Raw genomic sequence first — 16,027 nt, forward strand, 5'->3', positions numbered from 1 at the left:
CAGGGCCCTCGGGAACGTGAAACAATCGGATTGGCTCACCGATATCAACAGCGAGCAGGAGACACAGCACGATGCGTATCGGAGTTCTCACCGCAGGCGGCGACTGCCCCGGCCTGAACGCCGTGATCCGGTCGGTCGTGCACCGGGCGGTCGACAACTACGGCGACGAGGTCATCGGCTTCGAGGACGGCTACTCGGGCCTGCTGGACGGTCGCTATCGTGCCCTCGACCTGGACAGCGTGAGCGGCATCCTGGCCCGCGGCGGCACCATCCTCGGCTCATCCCGGCTGGAGCGCGACCGGCTGCGCGAGGCCTGCGAGCGGGCCGAGGACATGGTCGCGGACTTCGGCATCGACGCGCTGATCCCGATCGGCGGCGAGGGCACCCTGACGGCGGCGCGCATGCTGTCGGACGCGGGCCTGCCGGTGGTGGGCGTCCCGAAGACGATCGACAACGACATCTCGTCGACGGACCGGACGTTCGGCTTCGACACGGCGGTCGGTGTCGCCACCGAGGCCATGGACCGACTGAAGACGACGGCGGAGTCCCACCAGCGGGTGATGGTCGTGGAGGTCATGGGCCGCCACGCGGGCTGGATCGCGCTGGAGTCCGGCATGGCGGCGGGCGCGCACGGCATCTGCCTCCCGGAGCGCCCGTTCGACCCGGCCGACCTCGTGAAGATGGTCGAGGAGCGCTTCGCGCGCGGCAAGAAGTTCGCGGTGATCTGCGTCGCCGAGGGCGCCCACCCTGCCGACGGCACCATGGACTACGGCAAGGGCGAGATCGACAAGTTCGGCCACGAGCGCTTCCAGGGCATCGGTACGGCGCTGGCGTTCGAGCTGGAGCGCCGGCTCGGCAAGGAGGCCAAGCCGGTCATCCTCGGCCATGTCCAGCGCGGCGGCGTGCCCACGGCGTACGACCGCGTCCTCGCCACCCGCTTCGGCTGGCACGCGGTGGAGGCCGCGCACCGGGGCGAGTTCGGCCGGATGACCGCACTGCGCGGGACCGACGTCGTGATGGTGCCGCTGGCGGAGGCGGTGACCGAGCTGAAGACGGTGCCGAAGGACCGGATGGACGAGGCGGAGTCGGTGTTCTAGACCGGTCTTCCAGGCCGGTCTGAACTGAGGATGCCGGGCCGGATCCTCATGCGGCGCCTCCCCCGACCGTCGCCCAGAAGCGCTCCACGATCCGCTCCAGGTACTCGCGGCCGGCCGCGCTGGAGTCGCTGCCGCCGCCGCCCCAGCTCAGCGTGGCGGTCATCTGCCCCTGGTAGTCCTGGTGCAGCTGCTGGAGGGCGTTCTCCAGGAGCCGCCGGTCCAGGGGCACCATCTTGCCCACCGGCCGTACGTACGCCTGCCAGCGCGTCGACACGGCACTGCGCAGCAGCTCGCCGAGCTTCGCGTCACGGCCGGTGACGGTGATGAAGTCGGGGAGCGTCAGCCCGAGGACATCCGCGAGGGCGGCGGACTGACGGTCGTTGCCGTGCCAGTCCTCGTTCTCCTCCATGCGGAGATACGCGACGAGCTCGTGCCCGACGGCACGGGCCACGTCCTCCGGCGCCAGTCCACGGGCGATGCGATGCTCGCGCAGCGTCCTCGGCTTGCCGAGCAGCTCACTGGGCGAGCACCACAGCACGCCCGCGAGGGCGGTGAGCTCATTGCTGTTCGGGGAGGCGAGCTCACGTTCCCAGGCGACGACGAGGTCCTCGGTGACGTAGGGGAGCCCGTAGGAGGCCCGCATGCCGTAGGCGACATGTTCGGGCCCCATGTTGAGCCCGGCACGCAGGCGGCGGGCGGCGGGGGCGTTGAACGGGGGAGTGGGCGGGGTCCGGCGGCTCGAGCGGTTGGGGGGCTGGTTCGGTTGGGCTGGGGGTCGGCGCACGGGGCACAACGTAGGCCGGGCGGAGTGGGGTGACTACGGTCTGTTCGGCCAGGATCACGGATTGTAGGAAACTACGGCTACTGGCGGGTTCGTTGACGGGCGAGATCGTCTCGGGGGGCGGGCGGGGTAGTCGGGACGGGCCTTGGGACTGGTCCCCGGATGGGACGGGGCGAGGTCGGTGGGCGGCGACCGTCGGTGAACGGCAAGGCCAAGGGGCATATTCGCGGGCGCTTTCGGGTGTCGATCTCTTGGTGGCCGGCGGAGGGGGTGCTGCGGCTGTGGGGCGCATGAGCGGATATGGAACAGGCGTACGGCGTGGCGGATGCGCTGATCCGTCGCCGAGAGGTGGGCGAGGGGCGGCTCAATCCCGACGTCGGGTCACCCCTTGACCGCCCCACCCAACGCGAACCCCACACCCAGCCGCCTCGCCACCAGCACATAAAGCAGGATCACGGGCGTCGAGTAGAGGATCGAAAACGCCGCCAGCTGCCCGTACACCACGGTCCCCCGGTTTCCGAAGAACTCATTGATGCTCACGGCGGCCGGCATCTGGTCCGGGGTGAGGAGCAGCATGAAGGGGACGAAGAAATTGCCCCACATCATCACGAACGAGAACACGGTCACCACCGCCACTCCCGGCCCCATCAGCGGCAGCACGACCCGGATCAGCGACTGAAGTGATGAAGCGCCGTCCGTCCAGGCCGCCTCCTCCAGCTCCCTCGGTACTCCGTCCATGAAGTTCTTCATCAGCCAGATGGCGAACGGCAGTTGAGAGGCGGCGAAGAAGAAGATCGTGCCCTGCATGGTGTCGATCAGGTTCACCCGCACGAACAGGGCGTACACCGGGACCATGATCGCCGTGATCGGCAGGCTCGTCGCGAAGAGGATCGTGAGGAGGAACGGGCGGTTGAGCCGCGAGCGGAACCGCGACAGGGGGTACGCCGCCAGCGCCGCGCACACCACCGTCAGGGCCGTCCCCCCGCCGCACAGGAGCAGGCTGTTGAGCAGGGGGGTGAAGGTGATGTCCGGCGTCAGGACCGCGTCGAAGTTGTCCAGGGTCACGCCGTCGGGAAGCTTCACCCGGAGGTCCGCGTCCGTGTCCAGGGAGGAGAGGAGCACCCAGGCGAGCGGGAGCACGAAGGCCGCGGCCACCGCCAGGAGGCCGGCGTCGGCGGCCAGGCGGTGGGTGGTGCGTCGGGAGGAGAGAGTGCGGGGCATCGGTGTCAGACCTCCGTTCGCAGCAGACGCAGGTAGACCACCGAGAACAACGAGCCCACCACCAACAGCAGCAGGGCGACCGCCGTGCCGTAGCCGATCATGCTCTTCTGGAACGCCTCCTCGTACATGAAGAGCGGGAGGGTCTGGCTCTTGCCGCCGGGGCCGCCCCTCGTCATCACCCAGATCAGGCCGAAGACCGACAGGGTCTGGAGGGTGATCAGCATGAGGTTCGTGCCGATGGAGCGGCGGATCATCGGGAGGGTGATGTGCCACATACGGCGCCAGCCGCCGGCGCCGTCGACCTCGGCCGCCTCGGTGATCTCCTTGGGGATCTCGCCCAGGGCCGCCGAGTAGACCAGCATCGAGAAGGCCGTACCCCGCCATACGTTCGCGAACGACACCGCGAGGATCGGGAGCGTGAACAGCCAGTTCTGGGTGGGGAGTTGGAGCCAGTCCAGGATGGCGTTCAGGGTGCCCTCGCGGCGGAAGAAGGCGTAGAGGAGGAATCCGGCGACGACCTCCGGCAGGACCCACGCCGCGATGACGATGCCGCCGGTGAGCGTGCGGACGGGCTTCGAGGCGCGCTGCATCAGCACGGCCAGGCCCAGGCCCAGGGTGTTCTGGCCGAGCAGGGCCGAGATCACGGTGAAGACGAGGGTCAGCCAGACCGCGTTGAGGAACGCCTCGTCCCCGAACGCCGTACGGAAGTTGTCGAAGCCGACGAACGAGTCCTCGGCCTGGCCGGTGAGCTGGAGGTCGGTGAAGGCGATGTAGGCGCAGTAGGCGATGGGGCCGGCGAGGAAGAGGAGCAGGAGGAGGACGGCGGGGGTGACGGTGAGGGCGCGGGTGAGGGTGCGGGCGTTCCTCATGGGCGGGCGGTCATTTCTCGATCACCTGGTCGTCCGTCGCGGACTTCAGCTCCTCGTCGTAGCCCTTCGCCGCCTCGTCCACGGACATGTCACCCGTCGTCACACCCTCCATCGCCTCTTGGACCGCGGTGGAGACCTTCGGATACGCCGGGTAGGCGGGGCGGTAGTGAGTGCTGGCGACGAGGTCCGTGAAGAACTTGATGCCGGGTTGGGCGTCGACGTACGCGGGGTCGGCGGCCACGTCCTCGCGTACCGCGATGCCGGAGTTGGCGATGTACCACTTCTGGGCGTTCGCCTTCGTCTGCATCGTCTTGATGAACTCGAAGGCCAGGTCGGGGTTGCCCGCCTTGGCCGGGATGGACCAGGTCCAGCCGCCGGACATGCTCACCTTGCCGGGTGCCTGGCCGTTCTGGGTGGGCATGGCGGCGAGGCCGAGTTCCTCGGACCACTCGGGCCATTCGTGGCCGCTGCCGGGGAGCCAGTCCTGCGGGAGCCAGGAGCCGTCGAGGGCGATGGCGAGTTCGCCCTGCGGGAGCCACTCGCCGCGGACCCGGGTCATGACGTTGGGGTCGAGGGCGTCGGACACGTCCGGGCCGAGTTTCTCCTTGTACACGGTCTCCACGAAGGTGAGGGCGTCCTTGAAGCCCTGGCCGGCGGCGACCCACTTCTTCGCGGATCTGTCGTACAGGGGGTCCGACTTGCCGTCGTTGGTGCCGTACAGCAGCATCTCGAAGGTCTGCATGGTGGCGGCCTCGCCGACGGGTTTGCCCGTGTAGACGTTCAGGGGGATGACGTCGGGGACTTTCCGCTTGATGGCGCGGGCGGCGTCCAGTACGTCGTCCCAGGTCTTCGGCTGCCAGTCGGCGGGCAGGCCGGCCTTCTTGAAGATGTCCTTGCTGAACCACAGGCCCCGGGTGTCGGTGCCGTCCGGGATGCCGTACGTCTTGCCGTCCTCGCCCTTGGCGGCCTCCTTGGCCGTGTCGATGAACCGGTCCCAGTCCCGCCACTTGGCGAGGTACGGGTCGAGTGGCTTCAAGTACCCGCTGGTGATGTCCGAGTTGATGAGGAAGGTGTCCTCGTAGACCAGGTCGGGGGCGGTCTTGGGGGAGCGGAGCATCTGCTGGAGCTTGGTGTAGTACTCCGAGTCCGGGGCCTTGATGGGGACGAACTCGACCTTCTTGCCGGGGTTCGCCTTCTCGAACTGCTTCTTGATGTCCGCGAGGTAGGTGTCCATCACCTTGATGGAGTTGTCCGTGGACTGTTTGAAGGAGACCTTGACGGTGTCCGGGTCGCTGCCGGAGCCGGTGCCGCAGGCGGTGAGAGTGGCTGCGGCGGTGAGGGTCAGGGCGATGAGGGGGGTGAGGGCGGCGGTGGGGCGCACGGGCATGACCTCCTGCGGGCTCACTTCGTTGTGGCGCGGGGATGGCTGCCTGGTGAACGTAGGTTGAGTGGTCTAGTCAGGTCAATGTGTCTGCGGCGGATTGGGTGCGGGCGGCCTCGGCGGGGGCGTCGGCTCGGGTGTAGGCGTCGGCGGCTTGGAGCAGGCAGGCGCGGAATTCTGCGGCGCGGTTGATGCTCCGGTGGGCGAGGGCCAACTTCTCGAAGGTCTGGCCTGCCCCATACCAGTCCTCGAACTCGTGGCAGATGTCCAGGTCCTTGCCGTACGCCTCGATGGCCTCCTTCACCTGGCCTGTCTCCCACAGGGCGAGGCCGAGGTTGTGCCATGCCGTGCCCTCGCGGTGTCGGTCCCCGACGGTTCGGTAGAGGTCGCGGGCGCGGGTGTGGGCGTCGATCGCTTCCTCCGCCCGGCCCGTCGTCCGCAGGGCGTTGCCGAGGTTGTTCCACGCGTGGGCCTCGTCGTGGCGGTTCCCGACGGTTCGGTAGAGGTCGCGGGCGCGGGTGTGGGCGTCGATCGCTTCCTCCGCCTGGCCCGTCGCCCACAGGGCGTTGCCGAGGCTGTGCCATGCGATGGCCTCGCCGTGGCGGTTCCCGACGCTTTGGCAAAGGTCGCGGGCGCGGGTGTGGGCGTCGATCGCTTCCTCCGCCCGGCCCGCCTCTTGCAGGGCGTTGCCGAGGCTGACCTCCGCTCTGGCCTCGAGGAGCCGGTCCACGGCGCGGTGGGCGGCCTCCCTGGCGGCAAGCGCGACGGTAAGCCCGTCGTCGAAGTGGCGTCGCCAGCGCAGGTACTCCGACAGGCATGCTGCCAGTTCCACCGCGTTCTGCCCGTACCGCTCCTCACCCGCCCACTGCACGGCGGCGACCAGCGCCGCGCGCTCCCGGTCCAGCCACGCCAGAGCACTCCTCCGGTCCGTGAACTGCGGCTCCGGCATCCCCGGCAGCCACTTCAACCGAGCATGTGCCTCATAGGCCCAGAGCCAGTAGAAGTGCAGCAGCCGCTCCCGCGCCGCCTCCCCCTCCTCCCGCAAGTCCGCATCCCTTGCCACCATGCCGACCGCGAACGCTCGCACCAGGTCGTGCAACCGCCACCGCACATGCCCTCCCGCCGACACCGGCGTCACCAGACCGGCGGAGGCCAAGTCCTCCAGCAGCCGCACGGCGACATCCGTGTCCAGGGCGGTCAGAGACGCCACGGTCTCCGTGCTCGCGTCGGAGCCGGGGGCCAGGGCCAGCAGACGCAGCAGCCGGGCCCGCTCGGGAGGCAGACGGCGGTATGAGGTCTCCAGCACAGGGCGGAGAGCGAGCGAGCGGCCGTACAGGTCGGTGCCTGGGCTGCCGCTGTCCAGGACAGCGGTGGGGTCCTCCGCCTCGGTGATCTCGGCAACCAGCGAGGCGATGCCACGGTGCCGACGCCGACGGAGCATGGCGGCGGCGATATGGAGGGCGAGCGGCAAGTGGCCGCACAGCGCGGTCAGTTCGCGCAACGCCTGCGGTTCCCGAGTCGCGCGGTCGTCGCGTTCGTCGGCGCCCTGAAGGGCACGGGTCACGAGGGCGACCGAGTCGTCCGGAGTGAGAGTCTCAAGGTCGATGAGACGTACGGGGAGGGCGTCCGGGCGATCCCGGGAGGTGATCAGTACCCGGTGGTGGCCCGTACCAGGCAGAAGAGGCAGGAACTGGGACGCATCCGAGGCGTTGTCCAGGATCAGCAACGCCCGGTTCTCCCGCTCGGAGAGGAGCGTGCGGTATGCGTCGTACTGACGCGCAGCCGACTGCGGCAGATCCGCGCCCTCCACCCCCATCGCATCGAGCAGCGCCAGCACCGCCTGATCCGCCGTCACCGGATTGTCGTCGTACCCCCGCAGATCCACGAACAGCGTTCCGCCGGGAAACCACCCCTGCGCACAAGCCCGATGCGCCGCCTCCACCGCCAGCGTGGTCTTGCCGATCCCGCCCATCCCGGTGACGGCGAAGATGAGTACCGGAGGCGCGGCCGAATCACCTGAACGGGGGGCGAGTTGGGCAAGCAGCCGGTCGAGTTCCGCCGACCGTCCCGTGAACCCCAGTGGCTGAGGCGGCAGCGTCGTACTCGCCCGCGGCACCGGACCATGGGCGGTCCCCCTACCGCCGCCCTCCGGTCTGCTTGCCGATGACAGGCCCGTAGAAGGTGCCGCCCCGGAAGTCGATGTGGTCTCCGCCGTACGCCGCTCCGCCGTCCCCGCGTCGATGGGGACCCTCCTCGGCGTCGGAGGAACCGGAGGAACCGGCGGAGCCCGTGCGGGGCCGGTGCTTGTGCAGCACCGCCACCGTCACCGCGGCCGCCTGCTTGGCGGCGAGCTCCTGTGAACCCGCGGCGTCGGCAGCGCGCTTGCCGGCATCGGCGCGGTCGCTGATGCCCCGGATCACCAAGGCATGCAACTGGCCGTTCAGATGGGCCGCGTGGGCCGCTCCGGAGCCCTCCATCTCGATCGCGCCCGCGTCGTTGTAGCTGCTCCGGATGAACCGGGCGATCTCGGACTCGGCGTCCGCCAGGACCACGTCCCCCGTGGCGATCGGCATGAAGTGCGCCCGTACGTCGGGCATGTCCCGCACGGCGGAACGGGCCGCCTGTTCGAGCGCGTGCGAGCCCGGCAGGGCCTTCGGCCGGACCAGGAAACCCTCGGGTGTCTGCTTGCCGCCGTGGATCTCGTACACGTGCGTACCCACGACGACATCGCCGATCCCGACGTCGTCCTTCAGGCTGCCGGCGACACCGACGAAGAACACGGCCTCGGGACGCAGCCAGTTGATGAGCTGTGTGGTGAGAGCTGCGGCCCGTTCGGCGCCCATGCCCAGCTCGGCGATGGCAACATGCCAGTCCGTGCCGGGTAGTTGGCCCTTCTCGACTCGGGTCCCGTCAGGGTGCACGAGCTCCCGCCGCTTCTCGACGTGCGCGCGGACGGCCGCGTATTCGAGGGGGAGTGCGGTCAGAGCGAGAACAGTGGGCTGGGTCTCCGGCACACTCATAACGTACAGCCGGGGGAAGGGAATCGAGTGCCGGATCAGGACGTCACCGCGGGGCAGCTGCTGCTCGCCGAGTACCAGAGCGTGAAGGACGAGCAGAAGGCGCGGATCGGGTTCCGGGACAACCTCCTCTACGTCACCCTCGCGGTCGTCGCCGCCGTCATCGCCGCGGCGGCGCAGGCCAAGCAGACGTCGATGCTGCTGGCGTTGCCGCCGGTGTGTGTCGTGCTCGGATGGACGTACCTGGTGAACGACGAGAAGATCTCGGCGATCGGGAGGTATGTGCGGGGCGAGCTGGGGCCTCGGCTCGCTCGACTCGCGGGTGCGGAAGGCGCCTTCGGGTGGGAGGACTTCCATCGCGGGGACGCCAGGAGGGTGTCGCGGAAGGCCGTGCAGCTCGTGGTCGACCTGCTCGCCTTCTGCGTCGTACCGCTGAGCGCGCTCGTCGTGTACTGGGCGGGGGGCGGGACCTCGACGGGGCTCGTGATCCTGTCCGTGGGTGAGGCGCTCGCGGTCGCGGGCTTGGGGGCGTACATCGTTCTGTACGCGGTGCCGTTCAGGTCGACGGGAGACGGCGTGGGATGAGCGGCCGGGATCACGTCGACTTCCGGGGCGGCTGCTTCCAAGGGACCGTCATCGGGAAGGCGGACTACCACCAGTCGGCTCCCGCGCCCACCGCGCTGGACTCCCTGCCTGCCAGAACGGCGGGGTTCACCGGGCGGGACGCGGAACTGGCCCGGCTGCTGGAGGCCCTAGACCCGACGGCGGCGGCCGACGCCCCGCAGCCCGTGCTCGTCACCGCCGTCTCCGGGCTCGGGGGCGTGGGGAAGACGGCGCTGGCCGTGGAGGCGGCCTACGCGGCCCGGGCGCAGGGGTGGTTTCCGGGTGGGGTGCTGTTCCTGGACCTGCACGGGTACGACGACGTACCGGTCACGGCGGACCAGGCGCTCCAGTCCCTGTTGCGGGCTCTGGGCGTCCAGCCGGAGCACATCCCCAGCACGGCCGACGAGCGCGCGGTGCTCTACCGGTCGCTCCTCGCCGAGCGGGCGAGCCGACGGGGCTCGGTGCTGATCCTGGCCGACAACGCCTCCTCGCCCGAACAGGTACGGCCCCTCCTCCCGGGCGGCGCCGTGCACCGCGTGCTGATCACATCCCGCGACCGGCTGCCCCAACTCGGTGCGCGACTCGTGCCGCTGGACCAGTTGACGCCCGAGGACGCCGGGGAGCTTCTCGACGTCGCCCTGCGGATCGCCGAGCCGCAGGACAGCCGTATCCGGGACGACGCCGACGCGGCCGAGCGGCTCGCCGCCCTCTGTGGGTACCTGCCGCTGGCTCTGCAGATCGCGGTCGCGCTGCTGGCCGAGGACCGGGACATGCCGGTGGCGGAACTCGTGGGCGAACTCGCCGAGTCCCGTGATCGTCTCGACCACCTCGACGACGGTGAGCGCAGCGTCCGTGCCGCCTTCGATCTGTCCTACCGTCGGCTTCCGCCCGGGCCGGCCCGGCTGCTGCGGCTGCTCGCCCTCGCGCCGGGGCCCGAGGCGAGCCCTGTGGTCATCGACACGCTCGCCGTGGGCGGTACTCCTACCGCGCGTGACCTGAAGATCCTGGCCCGGGCGCATCTTGTCGAGCGGGGCAGCCGACGCGGGTGGTGGCGGTTGCACGACCTGGTCCGGGTGTTCGGGGCGGGGCTGGCCGCGGCCCCTGACGTGCGGGACGAGGGGGAGATGGCGCGAGGGCTGGTGCTGGTCTACTACCTGTGGTCCGCCGGGGCGGCCGACGAGTGGCTGCGGTGGCTGCCGGGGGATCCGGTGCCGGAGAGGTTCGAGGACCGGGCCGAGGCGCTGGCGTGGCTGGACGCCGAGCGGGCGGGGCTGCTGGAGGCCGTGCAGTGGGGGCGGGAGGAGTATCACGCGGAGGCGGCGGGGTGGCTCGGGCGATGTCTGATGAGGTACCTGTCCTGGCGACGTTACTTCGAGGACTTGTTCACCGTGGCCACCGTCGCACAGGAGGTGGCTCACCGCGCAGGGGGTCACCACGACGAGGCCCTCGCCTGGGACTCCATCGGGAACGCTCTGCGGGAGACGGGGCGGGTGGAAGAGGCGATCGACGCCCTGACGCGCGCCCGTGCCCTGTATCAGGCTGCCGGGAACCGCAGGGGTGAGGCCGGTGTGTGGGATCACCTCGGTCTCGCATGGTCGGAGGCCGGCCGGGTGGACGACGCGATCGATGCGTATCTCCAGGCCGACGACCTGTACCACGCCATCGGAGACCAGCACGGTCAGGCCTTCGTGTGGGAGCACTTCGGCAAGCTCGCGTTGAAGGCCGGCCTTGCGGAGGTGGCGGTCGAAGCGTTGACCCATGCCTGCGATCTGTACCGGGCCACCCAAGAACGCCATGGCGAAGGCTCGGCTTGGATCAACCTCGGCGCTGCCCTGTGCGAGGCGGGCCGGCCCGAGGAGGCCGAGGCGGCTTTCCGTAACGCGGTCGAGGCGTGCGAAGAGGCCGAGGACTGGTACATGGTCGGCCTGGCCCTCGAGAACATCGCCTTCGCCCGCGATGCCGCCGGCCAACCCGCGCATCCCCGTACCCCAAGGCCTCGGGTCGGCATGGCCCTCAGCCTGCTCCGGGCCGCCGAGGCCTTCGAACGAGCCGATGCCCCCGACCGGGCGGTCAGGGCCCGCGGCCGGGCCGACGAGATTTTCAGCGAGCTCAGGGCCCTCAGGGCTACCGCCCCGCCCCCGCCCCCCGAACCCACCGATACACCAACTCCGGCCTGCCCACCTGCCCGTAAACGGGCTTCCGCTCCGCCCTCCCCGCCTCCACCAGGTGCTCCAAGTAGCGCCGAGCCGTGATCCGGGAGATCCCCACGGCCTCCGCGACCCCCGCCGCCGTGAGCCCCTCATCGGCCTCCCGCACCACACCGGTCACCCGCTCCAGCGTCGGCCCGCTCAGCCCTTTCGGCAGCGCTGCGGGGCCGGGTGCCCGCAGTGCCGCCAAGGCGCGGTCCACCTCGTCCTGTCCGCTCGCCTCCCCGACGGCCGCGTGGAACTCGGCGTACCGCACCAGCCGATCACGCAGCGTCGCGAAGGTGAAGGGCTTCAGTACGTACTGCACGACCCCCAGCGACACCCCCTCGCGCACCACCGCCAGATCCCGTGCCGACGTCACCGCGATCACGTCCGCGTGGTGCCCGGCCGCCCGCAACGACCGTGCCAGCTGCAGCCCGTGCACATCCGGCAGGTGCAGGTCCAGCAAGAGCAGGTCCACCGGCGTCCGCTCCAGCGCACGCCGCGCCTCCGCGCCCGTGTGCGCCTTGCCGACCGCGACGAACCCCGGCACCCGGCCGACGTACATCACATGCGCGTCCGCCGCGACCGGATCGTCCTCCACGACCAGGACGCGAATCGCCTGCTCGGCCGCCCCCGTCATACGTCACCTCTCGAAACCGCCGCGCCCTCGGAGCCCCGCACAGGGTCGGCGCCCCGCACCGGGTCGGCCTGCCGCGAAGGCCCGCCGCCTGATGTGGCTTCGGCACCCGGCGCGAGTCCGGCGCCCGACGCGGCCCCGGCACCGGGCTCGCGCCTCACACCCTCTCCCAACGGCAACCGCACCTCGAACTCCGCCCCACCCCCGGCGGCCTCCGCCACCGACAGCGTCCCGTCGTGCCGATGTGCCGCCTGCCGTACCAGCGCCAGCCCCAGCCCCCGCCCGCCCGGCCCCGCCGGCTTCGTCGAGAAGCCGCGCTCGAACACCGCCTCCGCGTGCGCGGGGTCCACCCCGGCCCCCGTGTCCGACACCCGCAGCACCAGCTCCGCACCCTCCGTGTACGCCGTCACCGTCACCCGCCCCCGCACGCTCCCCTGCGCGGCGTCCACCGCGTTGTCGATCAGGTTGCCGAGGATCGTCACCAGGTCCCGGGCCGGCAGGGAGGGCGGCAGCAGGTGGTCGTCCAGTCGGCTGTCCTGCGATACGACGAGTTCGACGCCCCGCTCGTTGGCCTGCGCCGTCTTCCCCAGCAGCAGTGCCGCCAGCACCGGCTCGCTGACCGCCGCGACGACCTGGTCCGTCAGCGCCTGTGCCAGCTCCAGCTCGGCGGTCGCGAACTCCACCGCCTCCTCGGCGCGTCCGAGTTCGATCAGTGAGACGACCGTGTGGAGGCGGTTCGCCGCCTCGTGCGCCTGGGAGCGCAGCGCCTGGGTGAAGCCCCGCTCGGAGTCCAACTCGCCCATCAGGGACTGGAGTTCGGTCACGTCCCGCAGTGTCACGACCGTTCCGCGCCGCTCGCCGCCCGACACGGGGGAGGTGTTCACCACCAGGACGCGCTGCGCCGTCAGATGCACCTCGTCGACCCTGGGCTCGGATGCCAGCAGGGCCCCGGTCAGCGGGGCGGGCAGGCCGAGGTCCGCGACCGACCGCCCCACCACATCGCCGCCCACCCCGAGCAGCTCCCGCCCGCCGTCGTTGATCAGCGCCACCCGGTACTGCCCGTCCAGCATCAGCAGCCCCTCGCGCACCGCGTGCAGCGCGGCCTGGTGGTAGTCGTGCATCCGGCTCAGCTCGGCCGCGTTCATGCCGTGGGTGTGGCGGCGCAGGCGGGCGTTGACGACGTACGTGCCGATCGCGCCCAGCGCGAGCGCGCCCGCCGCCACACTGAGCAGGGCCGTCAGCTGTTCCTGCACCCGCTTGCTGATCTCCTCGACCCTGATGCCCGCGCTGACCAGCCCGACGATGTCCTTCGGGGTCGTACCACCGTCGTAGATCGGCACGACCGCGCGGACGGACGGGCCCAGCGTGCCGGTGTACGTCTCGGTGAACGGCTCACCCCGCAGGGCGGCCTCGGTGTGGCCGCGGAAGTGCTGGCCGATCTGCTTCTCGTCGGGGTGCGTCCAGCGGATGCCCTGGGGGCTCATGATCGTGACGAAGTCGACGCCGGTGTGGTGCTGGACGCGCAGCGCGTACGGCTGGAGTTCGGCCGTCGGGTCGGGGGTGCGGATCGCCTCCCGTACGGACGGGGCGTCGGCTATCGACTGGGCCACCGCCATTGCCTGGCGGCGCGCCGCGTCCTCGGCCTGGCCGCGGTCGCTGACGTAGGTGAACACCGCGTACCCGGCGACGAGCACCGCTATCAGCACGGCCTGCATCGCGAAGAGCTGGCCGGCCAGGCTGCGGGGCCTCGGGACGGAGATGCGCATGCCGTCAGTCTGCCCCATGGCCGATTTTGACTGCTCCCCCCTGTGGACGACTGCTTTCTCCTGTGGACGAGGGGCGGCACCGCCCGGTGAACAGCGGTGCTCGCCGGGCGGTGCTCGCCGCGTTCATCGCAGGGTGATGCTCGCCGCATGCCTCGTCATCGCAGCGTGAGCGGGGTCTCCGACTCCACGCGGGTCAGCTTCTCGGGGTTGCGGACGTAGTAGAGGCCGGTGATGCGGGCGTCCTCCATGCGGATCGCCATGACGCCGTCGATCTCGCCGTCCAGGCGCAGGACGAGTGCCGGGCTGCCGTTGACCACGGTGAGGCCGGTGGTGAGCGTGGCGTCGAGCTTGCCCGTGCCGCCGACGATGAAGCGGGCCACCTTGTCGGCGCCGACCACCGGCCGCGGTGCGGCCTGTTTGACGCCGCCGCCGTCGCTGACCAGGACCACGTCGGGGGCGAGCACGTCGAGGAAGCCCTGCAGGTCCCCGGTGGCGAGCGCGCGCTGAAACGACTCCAGGGCCGCCCGGGTCGCGCTCGCGGAGACCGACGCGCGAGGTCGGCGGGCGTCGACGTGCCGGCGGGCGCGGTGCGCGATCTGCCGGACGGCCGCGGGGGTCTTGTCGACGGCGGCCGCGATCTCGTCGTAGTCGACGTCGAAGACCTCGCGCAGCACGAAGACGGCGCGCTCCGTGGGGGAGAGGGTCTCCAGGACGAGCATGAGCGCCATCGACACGCTCTCGGCCAGCTCGACGTCCTGGGCCACGTCCGGCGCGGTGAGCAGCGGCTCGGGCAGCCAGGGGCCGACGTACGCCTCCTTGCGGCGCGTCATCGTGCGCAGCCGGTTGAGCGACTGGCGGGTCGTGATCCGGACCAGGTAGGCGCGCTGGTCGCGCACCTGCCCCAGGTCGACCTCCACCCACCGCAGCCAGGTCTCCTGCAGGACGTCCTCGGCGTCGGCCGCCGAGCCGAGCATCTCGTAGGCGACGGTGAAGAGCAGGTTGCGGTGGGCGACGAAGGCCTCGGTCGCCGGATCGGTGGCGTGATCACTCATGCCCAGGTCTCTCCCCTGTTCGTGCGCGGGCTAGGCCACGCGTTCGACGGCGGCCGGAGTCTCGCCCGCAGCTGTGGCCGGGGTCCCGCCCGCGGCCGTTGCCCGGGTCCCGCCGTGCCCAGCCCGCAGCAGTTCCTGACGCCTGACACTCCCCGAGACGCGGTGCAGGCGGAACGAGCCGGGCTTGCGCGACTCGTCGGACAGATGCTTGACGATGGCCTTGCAGACGAACTCCTTGAGCCTCGCGGCGGGGCGGCCGTCGATGTGGAACCACAGCGCGAGGTCGTTCCGGTGGGCGAACTGGAAGATGCCGGCGCCGCGGCCCAGGCTGATGCACTGCCCGGCGAAGAACTGGCTGAGGGGCGAGGGCTGCTCACCCGCGATCCGGCTGAGCAGCGTGTCGGCGGCCCGCGCGCCCAGCGGTATCGCGGCCTGGCAGCTCATCCGCAACGGCAGGCCCGACGGAGCCGCCGAGTCGCCGGCCGCGACGATGTGCGGGTCGTCCACGCTGGTCAGCGTCTCGTCGGTGAGCAGCCGGCCCAGGGCATCGGTGCTCAGCCCGCTGCGCGCGGCCAGGTCCGGCACGCCGAAGCCGGCGGTCCAGATGGTCACCTCGCTCGGCACCGTACGGCCGCCATCGAGCCGTACGGCGTCCCGGGTCACGGCCGTCACCTTCGTGTCGGCGCCCTCCAGCACGGTCACCCCGAGTGCGGCCAGCCGCCCGGCGACCGAGCGCCGCCCCCGCGGATGCAGATACGGGCCGAGCACCCCACCGCAGACCAGGGTCACGCTGCGGCCGGCCTCCGCCAGCTCGGCGGCGGTCTCGATACCGGTCGGACCGGCTCCGACGACCGTCACCGGCGCCTTCGCGGACGCGGCGTCGAGAACCGGCCGCAGTCGCTGCGCCTCCTCCAGGTCGGCGATGGGGTAGGCGAACTCGGCCGCTCCGGGCACGCCCGGGTCGGCGCTGCCGCTGCCCACCGCGTAGACCAGGTAGTCGTAGCCGACCGTGCCGCCGGTCGACAGCGTCACGCTGCGCTCGGCCGCGTCGATCCGCGTCACGCTGTCGACCACCAGCCGGACGTCCTCGGCCAGGACCTCCCGGTAGTCGACGACCGCGTCGTCGGACCCGCCCACCAGCTGGTGCAGACGGACCCGGTGGACGAACGTCGAGCGCGGGTTGATCAGGGTCACGGTCACGTCGTCGCGCAGGGTCAGGCGATTGGCCGCCATGACGCCCGCGTATCCGCCGCCGATCACGATGACGTTGCTGTTCTCGGTCACGGTGCCTCCTCCGGTTCCAGGGGGTTCGACCTCAAGACACCGGGGCCTCGATCGCTGTGACAGGACGTGACCCAGATCACTCCAGCAGGGCTCGGCCGGTGGCGGCCGACGCGATGCGGCGACGCGTGGG

At 70.9% G+C, this 16,027-nt stretch carries 12 protein-coding genes; 2 read left to right on the forward strand and 10 right to left on the reverse strand.

Annotated features, from left to right (window positions below; translation table 11 throughout):
* Positions 1-71: 71 nt before the first annotated feature.
* Positions 72-1,097, forward strand: a complete 1,026-nt coding sequence (locus ACTMVF_RS27590; RefSeq protein ID WP_441273790.1) for an ATP-dependent 6-phosphofructokinase — start codon at positions 72-74, stop codon at positions 1,095-1,097.
* 46 nt (positions 1,098-1,143) lie between these two features.
* On the opposite strand, the gene ACTMVF_RS27595 is transcribed toward ACTMVF_RS27590, so the two are convergent.
* The 6 genes from ACTMVF_RS27595 to ACTMVF_RS27620 form a co-directional block, all read right to left on the reverse strand.
* Positions 1,144-1,881, reverse strand: a complete 738-nt coding sequence (locus tag ACTMVF_RS27595) for an XRE family transcriptional regulator (RefSeq protein WP_441273791.1) — start codon at positions 1,879-1,881, stop codon at positions 1,144-1,146.
* A gap of 378 nt (positions 1,882-2,259) precedes the next feature.
* Positions 2,260-3,099: a carbohydrate ABC transporter permease gene (locus tag ACTMVF_RS27600; RefSeq protein WP_441273792.1), complete on the reverse strand. Its 840-nt coding sequence runs from the start codon at positions 3,097-3,099 to the stop codon at positions 2,260-2,262.
* Between the two features lie 5 nt (positions 3,100-3,104).
* Positions 3,105-3,968, reverse strand: coding sequence for a carbohydrate ABC transporter permease (locus ACTMVF_RS27605; RefSeq protein ID WP_441273793.1), 864 nt, complete (start codon positions 3,966-3,968; stop codon positions 3,105-3,107).
* A 10-nt stretch (positions 3,969-3,978) separates the two neighbouring features.
* Complete coding sequence (locus ACTMVF_RS27610) at positions 3,979-5,355, reverse strand: extracellular solute-binding protein (protein ID WP_441273794.1); 1,377 nt, start codon at positions 5,353-5,355, stop codon at positions 3,979-3,981.
* 70 nt (positions 5,356-5,425) lie between these two features.
* Complete coding sequence (locus ACTMVF_RS27615) at positions 5,426-7,321, reverse strand: tetratricopeptide repeat protein (RefSeq protein ID WP_441273819.1); 1,896 nt, start codon at positions 7,319-7,321, stop codon at positions 5,426-5,428.
* Positions 7,322-7,484: 163 nt separating this feature from the next.
* Complete coding sequence (locus ACTMVF_RS27620; RefSeq protein WP_441273795.1) at positions 7,485-8,369, reverse strand: 5'-methylthioadenosine/S-adenosylhomocysteine nucleosidase family protein; 885 nt, start codon at positions 8,367-8,369, stop codon at positions 7,485-7,487.
* A gap of 27 nt (positions 8,370-8,396) precedes the next feature.
* Here ACTMVF_RS27620 and ACTMVF_RS27625 point away from each other — a divergent pair, with 27 nt between their 5' ends.
* Entirely contained in the window at positions 8,397-8,951 is a 555-nt protein-coding gene (locus ACTMVF_RS27625) for a hypothetical protein (RefSeq protein WP_441273796.1), read from the forward strand.
* 2,142 nt (positions 8,952-11,093) lie between these two features.
* Here the strand turns inward: ACTMVF_RS27625 and ACTMVF_RS27630 are convergent.
* The 4 genes from ACTMVF_RS27630 to ACTMVF_RS27645 form a co-directional block, all read right to left on the reverse strand.
* Positions 11,094-11,798, reverse strand: coding sequence for a response regulator (locus ACTMVF_RS27630; protein ID WP_441273797.1), 705 nt, complete (start codon positions 11,796-11,798; stop codon positions 11,094-11,096).
* Positions 11,795-13,561, reverse strand: coding sequence for a sensor histidine kinase (locus ACTMVF_RS27635; RefSeq protein ID WP_441273798.1), 1,767 nt, complete (start codon positions 13,559-13,561; stop codon positions 11,795-11,797). Before ACTMVF_RS27635 ends, ACTMVF_RS27630 begins: the two co-directional genes overlap by 4 nt.
* Positions 13,562-13,716: 155 nt before the next feature.
* Positions 13,717-14,613, reverse strand: a complete 897-nt coding sequence (locus tag ACTMVF_RS27640; protein WP_441273799.1) for an RNA polymerase sigma-70 factor — start codon at positions 14,611-14,613, stop codon at positions 13,717-13,719.
* 30 nt (positions 14,614-14,643) lie between these two features.
* Positions 14,644-15,897, reverse strand: a complete 1,254-nt coding sequence (locus ACTMVF_RS27645; RefSeq protein ID WP_441273800.1) for an NAD(P)/FAD-dependent oxidoreductase — start codon at positions 15,895-15,897, stop codon at positions 14,644-14,646.
* Between the last annotated feature and the right edge of the window lie 130 nt (positions 15,898-16,027).

The organism is Streptomyces sp. SD31 (assembly GCF_052068475.1).
GTDB lineage: Bacteria > Actinomycetota > Actinomycetes > Streptomycetales > Streptomycetaceae > Streptomyces.